Consider the following 16,748-nt stretch of genomic DNA (forward strand, 5'->3'; position numbering starts at 1 on the left):
CAGAAACTCAAGGTTATCAATGAAGTATCGTTTTATGTTAGCCCTTGCTGCGATAGTATTTTGCGGCGTAAGTTTTGCTCAAACTGAAGATTATCAGTTTGCCTCTATAGACTCCTTATTTGAACAGCAGGTCGGCGCAAAAGTATTGCCTGTCATTTATTCAAAACTGGGATTAACCATTAGCATAGTGCCGATGCCGGGGAAGCGCGCACAACGTGAAGCAGCGTCAGGCCATAAAGACGGCGAAATAATGCGAATTTGGAGTTATGGTAAAGAAAATCCCAACTTGATCCGTATACCCACTCCTTACTATCAATTAGAGACTATGGCATTTGTGCACAAAGATAATCACATTGTATTAACATCTCAGGCTGATTTATCTAAGTATAACTTACTAAAAGTCAGGGGCGTTAAGCACACTAATATCATTACCGCTGATTTAAGAAACGTATTTGATTACAATAATACTCAAACTATGATGCTTGCTCTGCATGATAGTCCTTCTAGCATCGCACTCACCAATACATCTGACGGTTTATACGCGATTAAGAAATTAAACATCGATTACGTTAAGGCATTACCGCCAGCCTTAGCCACACTGGACTTATATCATTACGTTAATCAAAAGCATGCTGCATTAGTGCCTAGGCTAGATGCCGTAATCAAAACCATGAAACAGAGTGGTGAACTTGATAAGTTACTTCGTAATGCAGAAGCTGAGGTGTTAGCAAGTTTAGGTGATTAGAAATATAGTTATTGAGATAACTTAGACTGTTTTACCTTAAACCATAACTTACGCTGCTATTTCAAATTTACCCTTAGGGTTTAATTTCATCACAAGCGCCCAATATCCCAGTTATAACACTTGCGCTATGTCATATACCGAATTGACACTATTTAAGGATTTATCATGACAAATGAATATACCCCTCCAAAAGTATGGACAATGGACAGTGAAAATGGCGGCCAATGGGCCAATATCAATCGCCCTGATTCCGGTGCCCGTCATGTGCAAGCTTTATCGGTTGGTGAACATGCGTTACAACTTTATTCATTAGCAACGCCTAACGGCCAGAAAGTCACTATTATGCTTGAAGAGTTGCTTGCTGCGGGGATAAATGCGGCTGAGTATGATGCACATATTATTAATATAGGTGAAGGTAATCAGTTTTCTTCTGGATTTGTTAATGTTAACCCCAACTCAAAAATTCCAGCGTTAGTTGATAACTCAAGCACTGAAGCCATAAACGTATTTGAATCAGGTGGAATTTTATTATATTTGGCCGACAAATTTAGTTATCTTATTCCGACCGACATAGCAGCCCGCACTAAAGTCATGAACTGGCTATTTTGGTTACAAGGAGCAGCGCCTTATCTTGGCGGTGGTTTTGGACATTTTTATGCTTACGCCCCAGAAAAGTTTGAGTATCCTATTAATCGTTTTTCAATGGAAGTAAAACGCCAATTAGACCTATTAGATAAACAACTTGCCAAGGATTCATTTATTGCTGGCGAGGAATACTCTATTGCTGACATAGCGATTTGGCCATGGTACGGTAATTTAGTGCTAGGGAATATTTATAATGCAGCAGAGTTTTTAGACGTAAACAGCTATAAAAATGTGATGCGTTGGGCAAAAGCTGTTGAACAACGTCCGGCCGTTCAACGTGGAAGAATAGTTAACCGCAGTTGGGGAGAAGCCTGGGAACAACTTCCTAATCGCCACAGTGCCGCAGATATTGATAAGGTTTTAGCCCTAAAACCATAAAAGATGAACCTTTATAGGCTGAAAGCCTTATAATATTTACCTTGTACATGAGTAATTTTCCAATAATAAGTCAGTTAATCAATAATAAATGATATTGTGGTTTAACTGACTTCTTAGTCTATCACATGGGAGCCACAATGGATTTTGACACGTTAAGAGCATACTTGCTTGCCAAACCCGAAGCGGTTGAAACATTTCCCTTTGGGCCAGGCACACATGTATTTAAAGTCAAAAATAAAATGTTTGCCTTAATTGGCTGGAACAACGATGCTTTAATGATAAACCTTAAGTGTGATCCTGATGAAGCCATTGCATTATGTGATATTTTCTCGTCTATCACCCCCGGTTATCATATGGATAAAAAGCATTGGGTGTCGGTTTATTTTAATCAATCAACTGAACAACATATTCCAAATGGTGAAATAAAACGACTGATGGATAACTCGTTCATGCTTGTTGTTGATAAGCTACTCAAACACGAACAAACATCCATTTTATTGCACATGTAAATATTCGATACATTTTGAAATTATAAGCATTTACTGATACTTATTTTACATTCAAACTTCATGCTAGCTCATGCTGCATTATGAATTTCAGTTGCATCTCACCTAATCCTTGATATTGAAATTTAACCAAGGTGTCCATAGGGACTTTGATCACGCCACAGTATGACCCTGTAATAATGGCTTGGCCTTTTTTAAGGCTAATGCCCTTAGATGTTAAATAATTAACTAACCAATAAACTGGATTTTGCGGCAGGTCACACGGATGAATCCCGTTAAACGACCGTATTTCATCTTGATGGCTAACGGTGATGTTAACCTTACTAGCTTGATAGGCTAATGCTTTGTCAATTTCTGGCCCTAAATACAGCCCTTGATTACTTAAGCCATCAGCCAGCTTTTCGAAGTAACTGGCAGAATAATCAGTACTAAACCGTCCTTGAATTAATTCTAATGCCATATGAGTCGCACGTATGCCACTATCAATTTTTTCAATGCTGTATTCTTGATTAGCATCGAAGTCTTGACCTAAAACAAATGCGATTTCCGGTTCAATTAACCCAACGGCTTCATCACCTTTTTGGCTAGCAATGATTGTACAACAAGCTTGTTGATTAACTGCTGTTGCAATAATCGGGGCAAATATAAGTTGTCCATTATCTAACGGCACTAAACACTTCCACCCAGCTACAGCATTACCGGACAATTCAATCATCTGCTGCTGGACAGCAAAAGCGTCATCGATACTTTCTGGTTTAAAAAGCTCACACTCAGAAGCGGGATCCCTTACCTTACGTTGCGTAAAAAGGTGCTGGGTTAATTGATAAATTTGCTTGATATTTAACATACTTGTCCTTAATCACTAAATAGCCTGCCACTGCTGGGTTATAAGTGGTACGGAATGACTAATATCATATAATAACTGCTGATCTGAGTGGTACTCAATCCCCTGCCACAGCGTTAACTTAAACACGGTTCCAGCAATAACCTGCCCCACGCCTTTTGGCGTACCTGTCATGACGACATCCCCATCTTCTAAGGTAATAAATGAAGCCAGCTCATTAAAGATTTGTGCGGGTGAATACATCATTAACTGACTATGCCCTAACTGGGCGAGTTGATCATTTATCGTCAAACTAAAACACCATTCTTGGTTACTCGCACTTATCGGCATAAAGTCACTCAATATCGCCGATCCATTAAATGCTTTAGCCCGCTCCCATGGCAACCCTTTGGACTTTAACTGGCTCTGTAATTGACGTTTGGTTAAATCCAGCCCAATGCCTACCGCGCTAAAACGTCCATTTTCGACTAAAAAGCATAACTCAGCTTCATAGTGAATAGTTTCTTGATGAAAACTAATTAACTCAGCACTTATTGCGCTATTGGGTTTTAAAAATACCACCATATCGTCGGGGATATCATTGCCTAACTCATAAATATGTTCGACATAATTTCGCCCAATACAGACGATTTTTGAGGGAGTGACAGCGCCTTGCTGCCTGATCAGTATTTGCTGCATATTAATTTGCTAAATAGTGGAAAACATAAAGAATTATCCCGTATACAAAATAAAAGCACTACACTTAATTTAACCTTTGCCGATATAAGTTATCTTCATCGTTCAATATGACCTAAAAGGCTGCTATTAAATCACTTATTTATTTGCCATAAAATGTATTAACCATTGATTATATTGACTACACTGAAACGGCTTAATCTTATTTAAAAGCATATAATTATAATGAAAAATTGCTATTGCCATTATTTAGAAAGGGACCTCAAATGAACTTGCTTGAGCTAACAATCAAACAAAAAATTGCCTTGGGCTTTGCGACGATTGGTGTGTTGCTTCTTGCAGGAAGTAGCTTCTTTTATCGTTCGCTAACACAAATCCAAACAGCTAACACTAACATCGAAATCTTAGCCGTTCCTGTTCAAACACAAAGTAATGCACTTCAATTAAGCTTACTCAAAATGGCCAAAACAGGTAGTTTAGCCTTTTCACAGACGGGAAATGACAATATTAGTAGCAGCTTTGCTCGATTTAAGCTGTTACAAAATGAATACTCAATAACCTTTAAGGACTTATCAAATAAAGTCGCTGATCAACCTAAAATGAAACAGGCTCTAGATAATGTGACGCAACAATACTCACAATACATCAAGCAAAGTGAAACTATGTTCAATGCAAAATTAACCATTGAACAGGCGCGTGCAGATTATAAAAAGCAGTATCAAAGGTTTCAAAAAATAAAAGATACCGCCAGTAATAGTATGATCGATTTAGAGATAATAGATGCAGGCGATCAAGACAATTTATTGGCAGAGGTTATAGGGACAGGCACTCGATTAGACGATACCATCTATAATATGGGTAATATCATAGGTGAAGTTGCTCGATTTACAGATTTACAGAATGTCAATAATCACCAGCAAGATATCTTAATGATGGTTAATAGTATTGAGACTAATTTTCAATTTTTAAAACAGCAAACTGCAACCCTGCCAGCAGATGATTTGTTAGCTATTTTTGCTGAACAATTCGAGCAAATGAAAGCCTTACTCGATACACCGGGCACGCTATATGAAAGTCAGCGTAAAGTGGTTGAGGTAATCCAACAGGCTGATATGGCATATAGTCAATCAAATCAATATTTCGACTCAAGCTTTGCCGAGCTAAGCAAGTTAATGATTTTAGCAGATCAACGTTTTAACGACTTTAAAAACGTCGCATCCGATGAAATAAGCACGGCACAAACCTTAGCGATTGCGTTAGCGTTAATATTCATCGTACTTGCTATTATCATTTACTATTTTACCTCTAAAGCCATGCTAGGCCCACTTAGAGCGGTTAATCATGCTTTGTCTCGTATTGCTAGTGGAGATTTATCTAAACGTCTCACAAAGCGTAACGATGATGAGTTTGGCGAGTTGATGGACAATATCAACAAGCTATCAGATGATTTAACTTCACTATTACGAGATATTAGCCGCGATGCACATCTATTAGATGAATCGGCAATTAACTCACAAAATCAGGGTCAGAAAATTGCTGATGCAGCCAATAGTCAAATTCATCAAATCAATCAAGCGAAACAACTCGCAGAACACATTCATCAAAGTTCGAATTTAGTGAATAAGCAGACAAATGAGTCGGCTAGCCAGATAAGCCTAGCTTCGGAACAAGGCAAGCATGTCAAAGGTATTGCTGATGATAACCGTGGTCGAATTGAACAGTTATCAACTGGGTTAATTGACTCGGTTAACATCATGAATAGCCTAAGTAAAAACAGCGATAACATTGGTGGAATATTAGTTACTATCAGCGCTATTGCAGACCAAACTAATCTATTGGCCTTAAATGCGGCAATTGAAGCTGCACGAGCGGGAGAACACGGCAGAGGCTTTGCCGTAGTCGCCGATGAAGTAAGATCCCTTGCCTCAAGAACGCAATCATCTACCGCTGAAATTCAAACCATGATAGATGCTCTGCAGCATGAAACCACAAATGCGGTGAAAGCGATTACCCAAGGACAAACCCAAGCTAACCAATGTGTTGAACAAAGCCAGGCACTTCATGATGCCATCGAACATATTGAGTCGGCGCTGTTAACCATAGATAAAATGAGTCAAAGTATTAATCATGCGGCACATGAACAGGTCAGTTTTAGTGAGCAAATTGAGCATACTATGGCTGAAACAGCAGAGTCTGCTGAACATAATGCAGAAGAGTCCTCAGCAATGGCGAAGCGAAGCCAGGAATTAAATCAATTAGCCCATTCATTAACCGCATCTGTTGAACGGTTTAAGTTATAGTTTTTGAGAACTAAAGCATTTGAGTGTTAAAGACGACATTAAGTGCGCTAGGTATTTAATACTTAGAGATAGAAGTGAATGCTCAAAGAGATAAGTGAAATGATATTGTGGTAATTAGTATCGTTATAATCAAATGTCACTTTAAGATTAGATTTTTAAAGTGACATTTTCATCATACTAGCTTAGCTGGGTTAATCCCATAAAAACTCTCTAAAGTGCTTACGGCAAACCGATTCATAGGTTTCATTGCCGCCTATCGCCACTTGCTCACCTTCTTTCATTGGTTTGCCATCACCATCTAAACGAACCACCATATTGGCTTTGCGACCACAATGGCAAATCGTCTTTAGCTCAACTAATTTGTCAGCCCAAGCTAATAAATATTGGCTACCAGTAAATAGCTCACCTTGGAAGTCACTTCGCAGCCCATAACACAATACAGGGATATTTAAATTATCCACCACATGAGTCAGCTGCTTAACCTGTGCTTTTGACAAAAATTGGCTCTCATCGACAAGTACACAATGAATATGTTTCTGTTGATGTGATTGACCAATAATATCACTCAAATCATCGCCACTGGCGAACACTTGCGCATCAGTTTGTATACCAATTCGTGATGCAACAATGCCAACGCCATAGCGATCGTCAATTGATGCTGTCATAACTAACGTGTGCATGCCACGCTCGCGATAATTATAAGAAGATTGTAATAATGAGGTCGATTTACCCGCGTTCATCGACGAATAATAAAAATACAGTTGCGCCAAAATAATGTCCAATATTGTTGCTTTACTAAATTCTACTTTGATATGACCATTAACCACAAATAATAATGCCGCTTAATAACGATTGAGCGGCATTATTAATCATAAATGTTAACGATAAATGATTAACGGCTAGCGACGCGCATAAAAAGCTAACGCTAATATGCTTATCACAAATACCAGGCTACAGGCGACTAAACCACTGATTAATGAGCCAGTAACGCCAAGTACTGTATAGCCAACGATACTGATAAGCGCGACAATTAAGGCATAAGGTAGCTGAGTGATAACATGGTCTATATGATGACAACTGGCCCCTGTCGATGACAAAATAGTGGTGTCGGATATAGGTGAACAATGATCACCAAAAACAGCACCAGCAAGCACAGCTGACAGCATAGGTAACATCATATTTGAGTCGCTTCCCATTGCCATATCGGCAGCAATTGGCAACATAATGCCGAAAGTACCCCAGCTTGTGCCGGTTGAAAAAGCGGTAATGCCTGCAAGAATAAATAACACCACAGGTAAAAGCTCAAAAGGAATTGAACCTGTAACTAAACTTGCCATATATTTACCGGTTTCTAGCTGACCAATCACACCAGCAATAGACCAGGCAAACAATAATATATAGATAGCGGGTAACATTGAACGCGCACCAGTAACCACACCTTTAAAAATCATCCCCATCTCTAACTTTTGAATAAAAGCTAAAATTAACGTAATACTAAAACCAATGACTGATCCATAAAATAGTGATTGGCTCACTTGAGTATTTTCAAAAGCGCCTAAAATAGTAAAGACTTTACCATCGGCTGCAAGCACATCTGCACCGCTAGTTATCATAAAGTAAACTGTGGCAACGATTAATGTCAAAATAGGTAAAAATAAACCAATTACTTTCCCCGTATCTGCTTCAGGCAGGTCAGCGTTTGCACCAGGGGGAAGGCCTTTAGATTCATCATAAAGCTCACCTTTTTTGGCATTTAATTCATGTTGCCGCATAGGGCCAACATCAAGACCGAACAAGGCAACACATAATAATAACAGTAACGCGAATATGGCATAAAAATTCATCGGGATCATTTGGACAAACACACTCAAATGACCTGATTCAGTAAAGCCATGCGCGGTTAAAATGCCACCAATCAAGGCGATAATGTAGGCCCCCCAGCTTGAAATTGGTGAAATAACGCAAATGGGAGCCGCTGTAGAATCTAATAAATAAGCTAATTTTGCACGCGAGATATGGTATCTGTCGGTAATGGGTTTTGAAATTGAGCCGACAACTAAACTGTTAAAATAATCATCGATAAACACCACGCAGCCTAAAAAGATGGTCATTAACTTGGCATCACGTTTACTGCGAATATGCCCTTTAGCCCAATCAGCGAACGCCCTGGCTGCGCCACTAACGGTTATTAAAGCGGTTATCATGCCTAGCATGACTAAGAAACCTAAGATTTGTAAATTCCAGCTATTTAGCGCGCCATCACTCCAAACCAGCCCTTGGACTGTGTTGAGCAAAAATAGACTACTATCCCCTAAAGAGAACTGAGTAAGTAATAATGCGCCGACCACAATCCCCACCCCAAGGGACAGTAATACTTTACGGGTGATAATAGCCAGAACAATGGCAACAAGAGGTGGAAGTAAAGATAGTGCCGAATCGGCATGACTAAGTACGTTCATTATTTATTCATCGAGTATGTATGAATGGAGGCGACTGAACCGGTGTAAGGTAATGTTATACCTTAGAGACACCTGTCCTATCAGTAGCGCTCCATAGTAATTTATCTTTGTCATCCCGACAAAAAATACTATGGCAGTGCTGCACCTATTTGGCGACAACACCAGCTGTATTGACCGATATCAATAGCAACTTCGGCATTAAATCCTTTCAAGGTAAATCACAGGCATCACCCTACTTACCTTTACTATTATTTAATGCACCTCTACTTAAAGGGTAAAAATGCGAGCACATAAAAACATAGCGGCCGTAAGGTTACCACCCTACGGCCGAATATTGTGACACAAATCACATTTACAACAAATTATTCAGTGCCGGAATAGCCACAAATAAATCAGCTTCTAGTCCATAATCAGCTACTTGAAAAATTGGTGCTTCAGGATCTTTGTTGATCGCGACAATTACTTTAGAATCTTTCATACCCGCAAGGTGCTGAATTGCGCCAGAAATACCGACTGCAATATACAAATCAGGAGCAACAATTTTACCTGTTTGACCGACCTGTAAATCGTTAGGGACAAAACCCGCATCAACTGCGGCGCGCGAAGCCCCAACAGCGGCACCTAACTTGTCCGCTAGTTGCTCTAGAATAGCAAAGTTTTCACCGCTACCCATTCCACGACCACCAGAGACAATAATACCAGCATTACCTAATTCAGGACGAACTGACTCAGTTAAGCTTTGTGATACAAACTCAGTACGCGCATTAATCACTTCGTCAATATTGGCTAATTCAGCACTGCCAGTTGAAGCAACCGCATCAAATGCACTTGAACGTACTGTCATGACTTTTTTATCATCTAAGCTTTTGACTGTCGCTAATGCATTACCTGCATATATTGGACGTATAAATGTATCTGCGCTTTCTACGTCAATCACTTCAGATATTTGCGCCACATCTAATAAGGCAGCAACACGCGGTAACGTGTCTTTACCTACGCTTGAGGCTGCGGATAAAATATGTGAATAGTCTGCAGACATACTCAAAATTAACTTAGCTAAGTTTTCGGCTAATTGGTTAGCATATACAGCTGAGTCAGCCACAATGACTTTATTAACGCCAGCTAATGTTTGCGCCATTTTGGCCGCTTCACTACATTGAGCTCCCGCCACTAAAATGTGAATATCACCACCAATTGCAGTAGCCGCTGCAACCACTTTGGCTGTGTCGGCTTTTAAATGCACATTATCGTGTTCAGCTAAAACTAAAATGGTCATATTAGATCACCTTCGCTTCGTTTTTTAATTTTTCGACAAGTTCTTCAACAGAAGACACCATGATGCCAGCTTTACGTTCTGCTGGAGGCGTAACTTTCAATACGGTTTGATGTGCTTTCAACGTTACACCTAAGTCGGGGATAGATAATATTTCCAGAGGCTTACGCTTAGCTTTCATAATATTTGGTAATGAAGCATAACGAGGTTCATTTAAACGCAAATCAACTGTCACAACCGCTGGCAATGGCATTTTCAACGTTTGTAAACCGCCATCGACTTCACGGGTTACCACAATAGTCTCGCCATCAATTTTAACTTCTGATGCAAAAGTGGCTTGTGGCATGTCAGCAAGTGCTGCCAACATTTGGCCAGTTTGATTGTTGTCACCATCAATAGATTGCTTACCAAATATCACCAGTTGAGCCTGTTCTTTTAGCTGAACGGCATGCAGTAACTTAGCAATTGAGAGTGATACTAACTCTTCTTCGGTTTCAACATGGATGGCACGATCTGCACCTAAAGCCATTGCCGTTCTTAATTGTTCTTGCACCGTTTTCGGACCAACGCTAACAACAACAACTTCAGTCGCAATTCCAGCTTCTTTGAGGCGAACCGCTTCTTCAACTGCAATTTCACAAAATGGGTTTAATGCCATTTTTAGATTGGCGGTATCAACATTTGAATTATCAGCTTTTACTCTGACCTTTACATTGGCATCAACGACGCGCTTTACAGGCACCAATATTTTCATAGGGTTTCCTTCCTACACCTTGTCTATAGACAACACATTGGCCAATGCCAATGCAAGATAGCTCAACTTTACGACCTGTTAACGTTAACGTCAACCTAAGTTAAACGCTTGTTTGAAAAAATATAGCATACAAATTGGCAAGCTAAAGTAACATTTTTCACTTATATGTACCCTTCATGTCGTTTTTAACAGCCTTTTTAGGCTAATTAATAAAATAAGCTTATTTTTGATAAATTAAATTGATCAAGACTCAATATCTTTCTATTATTACGGTTATTGATAAATACTATTTTATTAATTTGTTATTAATTTATTTGAATGTATTGCTCAAAAATAAAGCTTGATGTTAAAAGTTAACCTCGAAGGAATTTATTTCTAAGGAATGAGATATTTTTGATTATGCTTTTAGTACTGACATGTATCAATCAAGATTAATGGGCATAATATGCGGCATTTATTCATTCAACGTCAGAACTAACAAATAAAAACTATGTAAATTCCAATTCATTAGGACGTTTAATATTATGAGTGATTTTTTAGATATTTTAACCCATGGTCGTCGTTTTAAAGCTGCTGTAAAAGAACTCAGTATTGAAGATCTTACCGATCTTGCTGCAAAACTTGATAAAATTATCGTTGAACGTGAAGAAGAAGCCAAAGCAGATGAAGCGGCAAATGCTGAAAGAAATGCTCTTATTGCTGGTATTTTAGCTCAAATCGAAAACAGTGGTTTATCGATTGAAGATCTTGGCGAAGTCACAGCAAGCAAATCAGCACCTAAAAAACGCGCTCCTCGTCCAGCAAAATATCAAATCACCTTAGACGGTGAGTTAATTCAATGGACTGGCCAAGGCCGTATGCCAACGGTATTTAAAAAAGAAGTTGATGCTGGTAAATCCATGAGTGCCTTTTTAATTCCTGGCATGGAATAATAGTTCAAGCATTAATAATAAACGCTTACTTCGGTAGGCGTTTTTTTTAAACAAATTAAAGTTTGCCTTTACCTCTAATAAAGAGAGAGTAAACTATAATTAAATTGAATTAAGTGAGCACATCTATGTTTTCGCCTATCCTTAAAGTGTTAACCCTTTCATCTTTATCTTTATTATTAACAGCTTGTGCAGGTGACTATGCCTTTAACAGTAATCTTGATCCCAAAGCGATTAATGAATACTTTAAAGTGGGTGATGTCACTGTTTATGAAGAAAACAACCTACCAAAAGGCAATTATGCCATTATTGGTTTAGCTGAGGGTGAGGTTTGTCAGGAGCAATCAAACGATGCACCTGCATCGATTCAAGATGCAAGAACTAAAGCCCGTAAAAAGGCTGCAGATATGGGTGCCAATGGCATTATTATCAAACAATGCTTGATCATTGAAGAACAGGATAAAGCCTGTGTTAGTCGCAGTTTGTGTATTGGACAAGCCATTAAACACGAGCAAGAAAAATAATATTTTATTTTAGTCATTTTATCGCTGCAATATCAGACTTTATTATATTGCAGCTCCTTTTTATACCTAGTTGATAAGCCATCATGTTTACATCTCAAATTAGTGCAGTCGCAATTTGCCGAACCCCTTATAAACAAAAATTTGGTATTCCTCGCCAGCCAGGATTAGTCGATGTAAAAGGTTATATTGAACTTGCTCCAGCGTTAAATACTGTTGATGCAATTAGAGGAATTGAACAATATTCTCATCTATGGTTATTATTTTGTTTTCATGAAAATTTAGCTCAAGGCTGGAAAACAACCGTTCGTCCACCTCGTTTAGGTGGCAACGAAAAACTGGGTGTATTTGCGACACGTTCAACTTTTAGGCCAAACGGTATTGGACAGTCTGTGGTTAAATTACACGGTATTGTGAAACGAAAAGGCAAAGTGTGTCTTGAAATATCCGGCATGGATTTATTAGATGGCACGCCTATTATCGATATAAAACCTTATATTCCCTTTTCAGATGCCATTACAGACGCCAAGGGCGGTATAGCACAGGAGGCGCCTGAGTTAATAAAGGTTGTTTTTTCTGATAATGCGAGTATTCAGTTATCAACACTTGCAGAAAATGAAAAATATGCTCAATTACAGCCGCTAATTAGTGCAGTATTAGCCCAAGACCCCAGGCCTGCTTACAAAAAAGCAAAAGAGGATCCAAAAATCTATCAAGTCGCCCTATATGACCTTGATATTTTGTGGCAGGTGATTGATAACCAAATTATCGTATTAACGTTAAAACCCACGTCTGTGGTTTTACTTGATGAGTAAACGAGGACTAAACGTTGGCATTACTCGATTACCAAAAACAGCAGAAAAAAAGACTGTCCTGGATGCCCTGGCTTTATTTCAATCTCAAGCCTAAGTTATTAGAATGGGCTACGCCCTGGCAGCAAGCTATTCAAATTAAATTAACTCAACTTGAAACCATTAGCATTGGTCAGCAATGTTTTATTGCGCCTGAAGCAAAGTTATTTGCAGAGCCAGGTCGAAATATTACTATCGGCGATAAATGCATGATTGCTGCGGATGTCTTTATGCACGGGCCTATAACGTTAGGCGATGAAGTGGCTATTAATCATAGTTGCAGTTTAGATGGTGGTCAGGCAGGTATTCATATTGGCTCACAAACTCGCATTGCAAATAATGTCACTGTGTATGCTTTTAACCATGGCATGTCACCCGACTCGCCTATTTATCAACAACCAACATCATCAAAAGGCATCATAATAGGTCAAGATGTATGGATTGGCGCTCAAGCGGGTTTGGTCGATGGCATCACCATAGGCGACAAAGCCATTATTGGGATGGGTAGCATTGTGACTAAAGACGTCGCAGCATACGCTATTGTGGCTGGCAATCCGGCTAAAGTGATTGGTAATAGACGTGATAAATAAGCCTTATCTACCGCAAAACAATAATTCAATGTCTATATCCCAAGTTGTTAAAGTAACTTTACTCAATGACTAATAATCAGGTGACATAAACGCTTCAAGTGCTAAAATGACCTCCATTGATTTTTACTCATAATGGATACTGGAATGCGAGTTAGTAAGTACCTGCTTTCAACACAAAAAGAAACCCCTGCAAATGCAGAAGTCATTAGCCATCAGTTAATGCTACGTGCGGGTATGATCCGTCGTAATGCGTCAGGTTTATACAGCTGGTTGCCGTCAGGTTTACGAGTTCTTCGTAAAGTCGAAGGTATCGTGCGTGAAGAAATGAACAATGCAGGTGCTATAGAAATTCTTATGCCGTTAGTCCAACCTGCTGACTTATGGATGGAAACTGGACGTTGGGAAAAATTTGGCCCGGAACTACTTCGCTTCCAAGACCGTCATAACCGTGATTTCGTATTAGGCCCAACTCACGAAGAAGTGATTACAGACTTAGTACGTAAAGAATTAAGTTCGTACAAACAGTTACCGATAAACCTCTATCAAATTCAAACCAAATTCCGTGATGAAGTTCGTCCACGATTTGGTGTTATGCGTGCTCGTGAATTTTTAATGAAAGACGCTTACTCATTCCATTTAGATCAACAAACCATGGATGAAACTTATCAGTCCATGTATACCGCTTACAGCAATATTTTAAGCCGTATGGGATTAGAGTTCCGCCCTGTTCTTGCTGATACAGGCTCAATTGGTGGCAGTGTTTCGCATGAGTTTCATGTATTAGCGAACAGTGGCGAAGACTTAATTGCTTATTCTACTGGCAGTGATTATGCAGCTAACATAGAGAAAGCTGAATCGCCAATGCCGACGCTAACCCGTCAAGAACCGACTCAAGAGCTAAAGCCAGTCGATACACCTAATGCAAAAACTATTACTGAGTTAGTTGAACAGTTTAGCCTTGATATCACTAAAACGATTAAAACATTAATTGTTAAAGGCGCATCAGAAGACGCACCTTTGGTGGCATTAATTGTGCGAGGCGATCACGAACTCAATGAAATCAAAGCCGATAAACTTGAAGCGGTTGCATCACCTTTAGAGTTTGCCACTGAAGCTGAAATTCGAGCGGCTGTAGGTGCAGGACCAGGTTCTCTTGGCCCTGTAGGATTGAGCATGCCAATTATTATCGATCACAGTGTGGCGGTGTTAAGCGACTTTGCTGCTGGTGCAAACCAAGATGATAAGCATCTCTTTGGTATCAACTGGGAGCGTGACTTACCTTTAGCGTTAGCTGCCGATATTCGTAATGTGGTTGAAGGAGAAGCTACACCAGATGGTCTGGGCACCTATGCAATGGCACGTGGTATTGAAGTGGGTCATATTTTCCAATTAGGCACTAACTATTCAAAATCAATGAACGCGACTGTACTTGATGAAAATGGTAAAGCCCAAGTATTATTAATGGGATGTTATGGTGTAGGAGTTAGCCGTATAGTGGCTGCCGCTATTGAACAAAACCATGATGACCGCGGGATTATTTGGCCTGAATCAATTGCACCATTCCAGGTCGGTATTTTACCGATGAATATGCATAAATCTCATCGCGTTGCAGATATGGCTGAGAAACTTTACGCTGACTTACAAGCTGCTGGTATAGAAGTACTGATGGATGACCGTAAAGAGCGCCCTGGAGTTATGTTTGCCGACATGGAGCTGATTGGGTTACCTCATGTTATCGTTATTGGTGATCGTAATATCGATGAAGGTGTATTTGAATATAAAAATCGCCGTACAGGGGAGAAACAAAACATTCCTTTCGATCAAATCATGACGTTCTTATCCGCTGTGAAATAGTATTGAACCAACTGATTTAAATACCTTAATATAGAAAAACGCACTTTAGAGTGCGTTTTTTATTTTGCCTTGATAAATATTTCAATTTCGAGACCTTTATTTAACTCTGACACAATATTTATTCGCCCACCTAATTTTTGAGTCACTAAATTATACACAATAGACATGCCTAATCCGGTTCCCCCCAAATGCCTAGCAGTCGTAAAAAAAGGCTCAAACATTCTATCCTTAACTTCTTGGCTTAATCCTTTTCCATTATCTTTATAAAACATTTTAATTTCGTCACCGTAAACCTCTGCCCCTAAAATAATGGTTTTGTCACCGATAAAATCATCTGGGTAAGCATGGCGAAAACAATTCGATACTAGATTTGTAAATATTTGAGCAATTGCACCAGGATAAGACTCAACCATGATTTCTTCCGCTAATTGAATATCCAAATTAATATTCTGCTTGCGGGTTAGTGGTCTTAATGGCGTAGAAATTTGCCCTAAATATTCGGTTAAATTAAAGTATTCTTTCTCTAAAGTCAGTTGATCCGCTGCTGTTCGCTTAAAATTATGGACCAATTCTGCTGCACGGGATAAATTACGTTCGATAAGCAATAAACCATCACTCATAGTACTGATAAAATATTCAAACTCTTTCTCATCTAACTCACCAGCAGAAAATAATTTTTTAAGCTTATTCAGCTCATCAATACAATGACTGGTTGAAGTGACTGAAATACCTAGAGGGGTATTAACCTCATGCGCCACACCAGCAACCAAATTACCGAGCGCTGCCAGTTTTTCACTTTCTATCAAACTGGCTTGAGTCGCTTTTAAGTGGGTTAAGGTCTGCTGGAGCTCTTGGGTGCGAGAGGCAACGATAGATTCCAACTTAGCGTTAAGTTGCTCTAATAAAACTTGTTGAGTACGTACCTCATTTGCATTTATTGCACGTCCATACAAATCGGCTAAAGCGCCAACAAAGACTTCCTCATCACGACTCCACTGCCTTATTTGGCCTCTATGTTCACAGCAAATAATACCAATCATTTTCCCCGCATGCCGAATAGGACTATCTAACATAGATACAATCCCCTGAGGTCCTAGATACATATCAACAAATTCCGACGTGGCCGAATGCACACAAGCGTTGTCGGCTGAGATGATCCTTTCAGAGTCTAATGCATTAAAATAACAAGGGAATTGTTCACGCGTTAAGCTTATGTTCTGTTGTTTAGATTCATTATCTAATAACAAAAAACATGCTATAGATTGCTTGTCTTCCGATAGCAACCAAATACCCGCTCTTTCGACTCTAAGTCCTTGACAAACTGACGAAATAATAAGCTGAGAAGCACTATTTAAGTCGCCTTTATCAATCAACTCTGATTGGCTTACAGTAAATAACACCTTCTCAAGGGACGCATTCATGTC

General features: G+C 39.3%; 16 protein-coding genes and 1 riboswitch. Of the genes, 9 read left to right on the plus strand and 7 right to left on the minus strand.

All coding sequences use genetic code 11. The annotated features are described in order from the left end of the window. The first annotated feature begins 19 nt into the window (after window positions 1-19). From ACRWQL_RS03505 to ACRWQL_RS03515, 3 genes are all read left to right on the plus strand, one after another. Window positions 20-745 carry a substrate-binding periplasmic protein gene (locus tag ACRWQL_RS03505; protein WP_434952390.1) on the plus strand — a complete coding sequence of 242 codons (726 nt, stop codon included), beginning with the start codon at window positions 20-22 and terminating at the stop codon, window positions 743-745. A gap of 165 nt (window positions 746-910) precedes the next feature. Next, a complete protein-coding gene (yghU, locus tag ACRWQL_RS03510; protein ID WP_434952392.1) occupies window positions 911-1,768 on the plus strand; it encodes a glutathione-dependent disulfide-bond oxidoreductase in 858 nt (285 codons plus the stop codon). A 137-nt stretch (window positions 1,769-1,905) separates the two neighbouring features. After that, on the plus strand, window positions 1,906-2,277 hold the full coding sequence (locus tag ACRWQL_RS03515) for an MmcQ/YjbR family DNA-binding protein (RefSeq protein WP_434928826.1): 372 nt from the start codon (window positions 1,906-1,908) through the stop codon (window positions 2,275-2,277). A 58-nt stretch (window positions 2,278-2,335) separates the two neighbouring features. On the opposite strand, the gene ACRWQL_RS03520 is transcribed toward ACRWQL_RS03515, so the two are convergent. Together ACRWQL_RS03520 and ACRWQL_RS03525 are read right to left on the minus strand one after the other, a co-directional pair. Next, entirely contained in the window at window positions 2,336-3,121 is a 786-nt protein-coding gene (locus ACRWQL_RS03520) for a hypothetical protein (RefSeq protein WP_434952394.1), read from the minus strand. A 15-nt stretch (window positions 3,122-3,136) separates the two neighbouring features. Next, entirely contained in the window at window positions 3,137-3,796 is a 660-nt protein-coding gene (locus ACRWQL_RS03525; protein WP_434952395.1) for a fumarylacetoacetate hydrolase family protein, read from the minus strand. 263 nt (window positions 3,797-4,059) lie between these two features. Here ACRWQL_RS03525 and ACRWQL_RS03530 point away from each other — a divergent pair, with 263 nt between their 5' ends. After that, window positions 4,060-6,093, plus strand: coding sequence for a methyl-accepting chemotaxis protein (locus ACRWQL_RS03530; protein WP_434952398.1), 2,034 nt, complete (start codon window positions 4,060-4,062; stop codon window positions 6,091-6,093). 191 nt (window positions 6,094-6,284) lie between these two features. On the opposite strand, the gene ACRWQL_RS03535 is transcribed toward ACRWQL_RS03530, so the two are convergent. The 4 genes from ACRWQL_RS03535 to ACRWQL_RS03550 form a co-directional block, all read right to left on the minus strand. Continuing rightward, a complete protein-coding gene (locus ACRWQL_RS03535) occupies window positions 6,285-6,863 on the minus strand; it encodes a thymidine kinase (protein WP_226410353.1) in 579 nt (192 codons plus the stop codon). Between the two features lie 129 nt (window positions 6,864-6,992). After that, window positions 6,993-8,552: a Na+/H+ antiporter NhaC family protein gene (locus ACRWQL_RS03540; RefSeq protein ID WP_434952400.1), complete on the minus strand. Its 1,560-nt coding sequence runs from the start codon at window positions 8,550-8,552 to the stop codon at window positions 6,993-6,995. Window positions 8,553-8,628: 76 nt separating this feature from the next. Beyond that, window positions 8,629-8,826: riboswitch (Lysine riboswitch) on the minus strand. A gap of 78 nt (window positions 8,827-8,904) precedes the next feature. Further along, window positions 8,905-9,828, minus strand: a complete 924-nt coding sequence (locus ACRWQL_RS03545; protein WP_434952402.1) for an electron transfer flavoprotein subunit alpha/FixB family protein — start codon at window positions 9,826-9,828, stop codon at window positions 8,905-8,907. A 1-nt stretch (window position 9,829) separates the two neighbouring features. After that, entirely contained in the window at window positions 9,830-10,579 is a 750-nt protein-coding gene (locus ACRWQL_RS03550) for an electron transfer flavoprotein subunit beta/FixA family protein (RefSeq protein ID WP_434952404.1), read from the minus strand. 524 nt (window positions 10,580-11,103) lie between these two features. On the opposite strand from ACRWQL_RS03550, the gene ACRWQL_RS03555 reads away from it, so the two are divergent. From ACRWQL_RS03555 to ACRWQL_RS03575, 5 genes are all read left to right on the plus strand, one after another. Next, on the plus strand, window positions 11,104-11,511 hold the full coding sequence (locus tag ACRWQL_RS03555; protein WP_434952406.1) for an H-NS family histone-like protein: 408 nt from the start codon (window positions 11,104-11,106) through the stop codon (window positions 11,509-11,511). A gap of 125 nt (window positions 11,512-11,636) precedes the next feature. Next, window positions 11,637-12,032 carry an Rcs stress response system protein RcsF gene (gene rcsF, locus ACRWQL_RS03560; RefSeq protein WP_434952408.1) on the plus strand — a complete coding sequence of 132 codons (396 nt, stop codon included), beginning with the start codon at window positions 11,637-11,639 and terminating at the stop codon, window positions 12,030-12,032. An 80-nt stretch (window positions 12,033-12,112) separates the two neighbouring features. Further along, the gene (gene tsaA, locus ACRWQL_RS03565) at window positions 12,113-12,844 is read left to right on the plus strand and encodes a tRNA (N6-threonylcarbamoyladenosine(37)-N6)-methyltransferase TrmO (protein WP_226415977.1); all 732 of its coding nucleotides are present in this window, start codon (window positions 12,113-12,115) and stop codon (window positions 12,842-12,844) included. A 62-nt stretch (window positions 12,845-12,906) separates the two neighbouring features. Beyond that, window positions 12,907-13,470 (plus strand): acyltransferase, encoded by a 564-nt coding sequence (locus ACRWQL_RS03570; protein ID WP_434953326.1) that lies wholly within the window; start codon window positions 12,907-12,909, stop codon window positions 13,468-13,470. A gap of 144 nt (window positions 13,471-13,614) precedes the next feature. Further along, window positions 13,615-15,324 (plus strand): proline--tRNA ligase, encoded by a 1,710-nt coding sequence (locus ACRWQL_RS03575; RefSeq protein ID WP_434952409.1) that lies wholly within the window; start codon window positions 13,615-13,617, stop codon window positions 15,322-15,324. 59 nt (window positions 15,325-15,383) lie between these two features. Here ACRWQL_RS03575 and ACRWQL_RS03580 read toward each other — a convergent pair whose 3' ends face one another. Next, on the minus strand, window positions 15,384-16,745 hold the full coding sequence (locus tag ACRWQL_RS03580; RefSeq protein ID WP_434952411.1) for an ATP-binding protein: 1,362 nt from the start codon (window positions 16,743-16,745) through the stop codon (window positions 15,384-15,386). Window positions 16,746-16,748: the final 3 nt, after the last annotated feature.

The organism is Shewanella sp. HL-SH4, assembly GCF_051164845.1.
Classification (GTDB): Bacteria; Pseudomonadota; Gammaproteobacteria; order Enterobacterales; family Shewanellaceae; genus Shewanella; species Shewanella glacialimarina.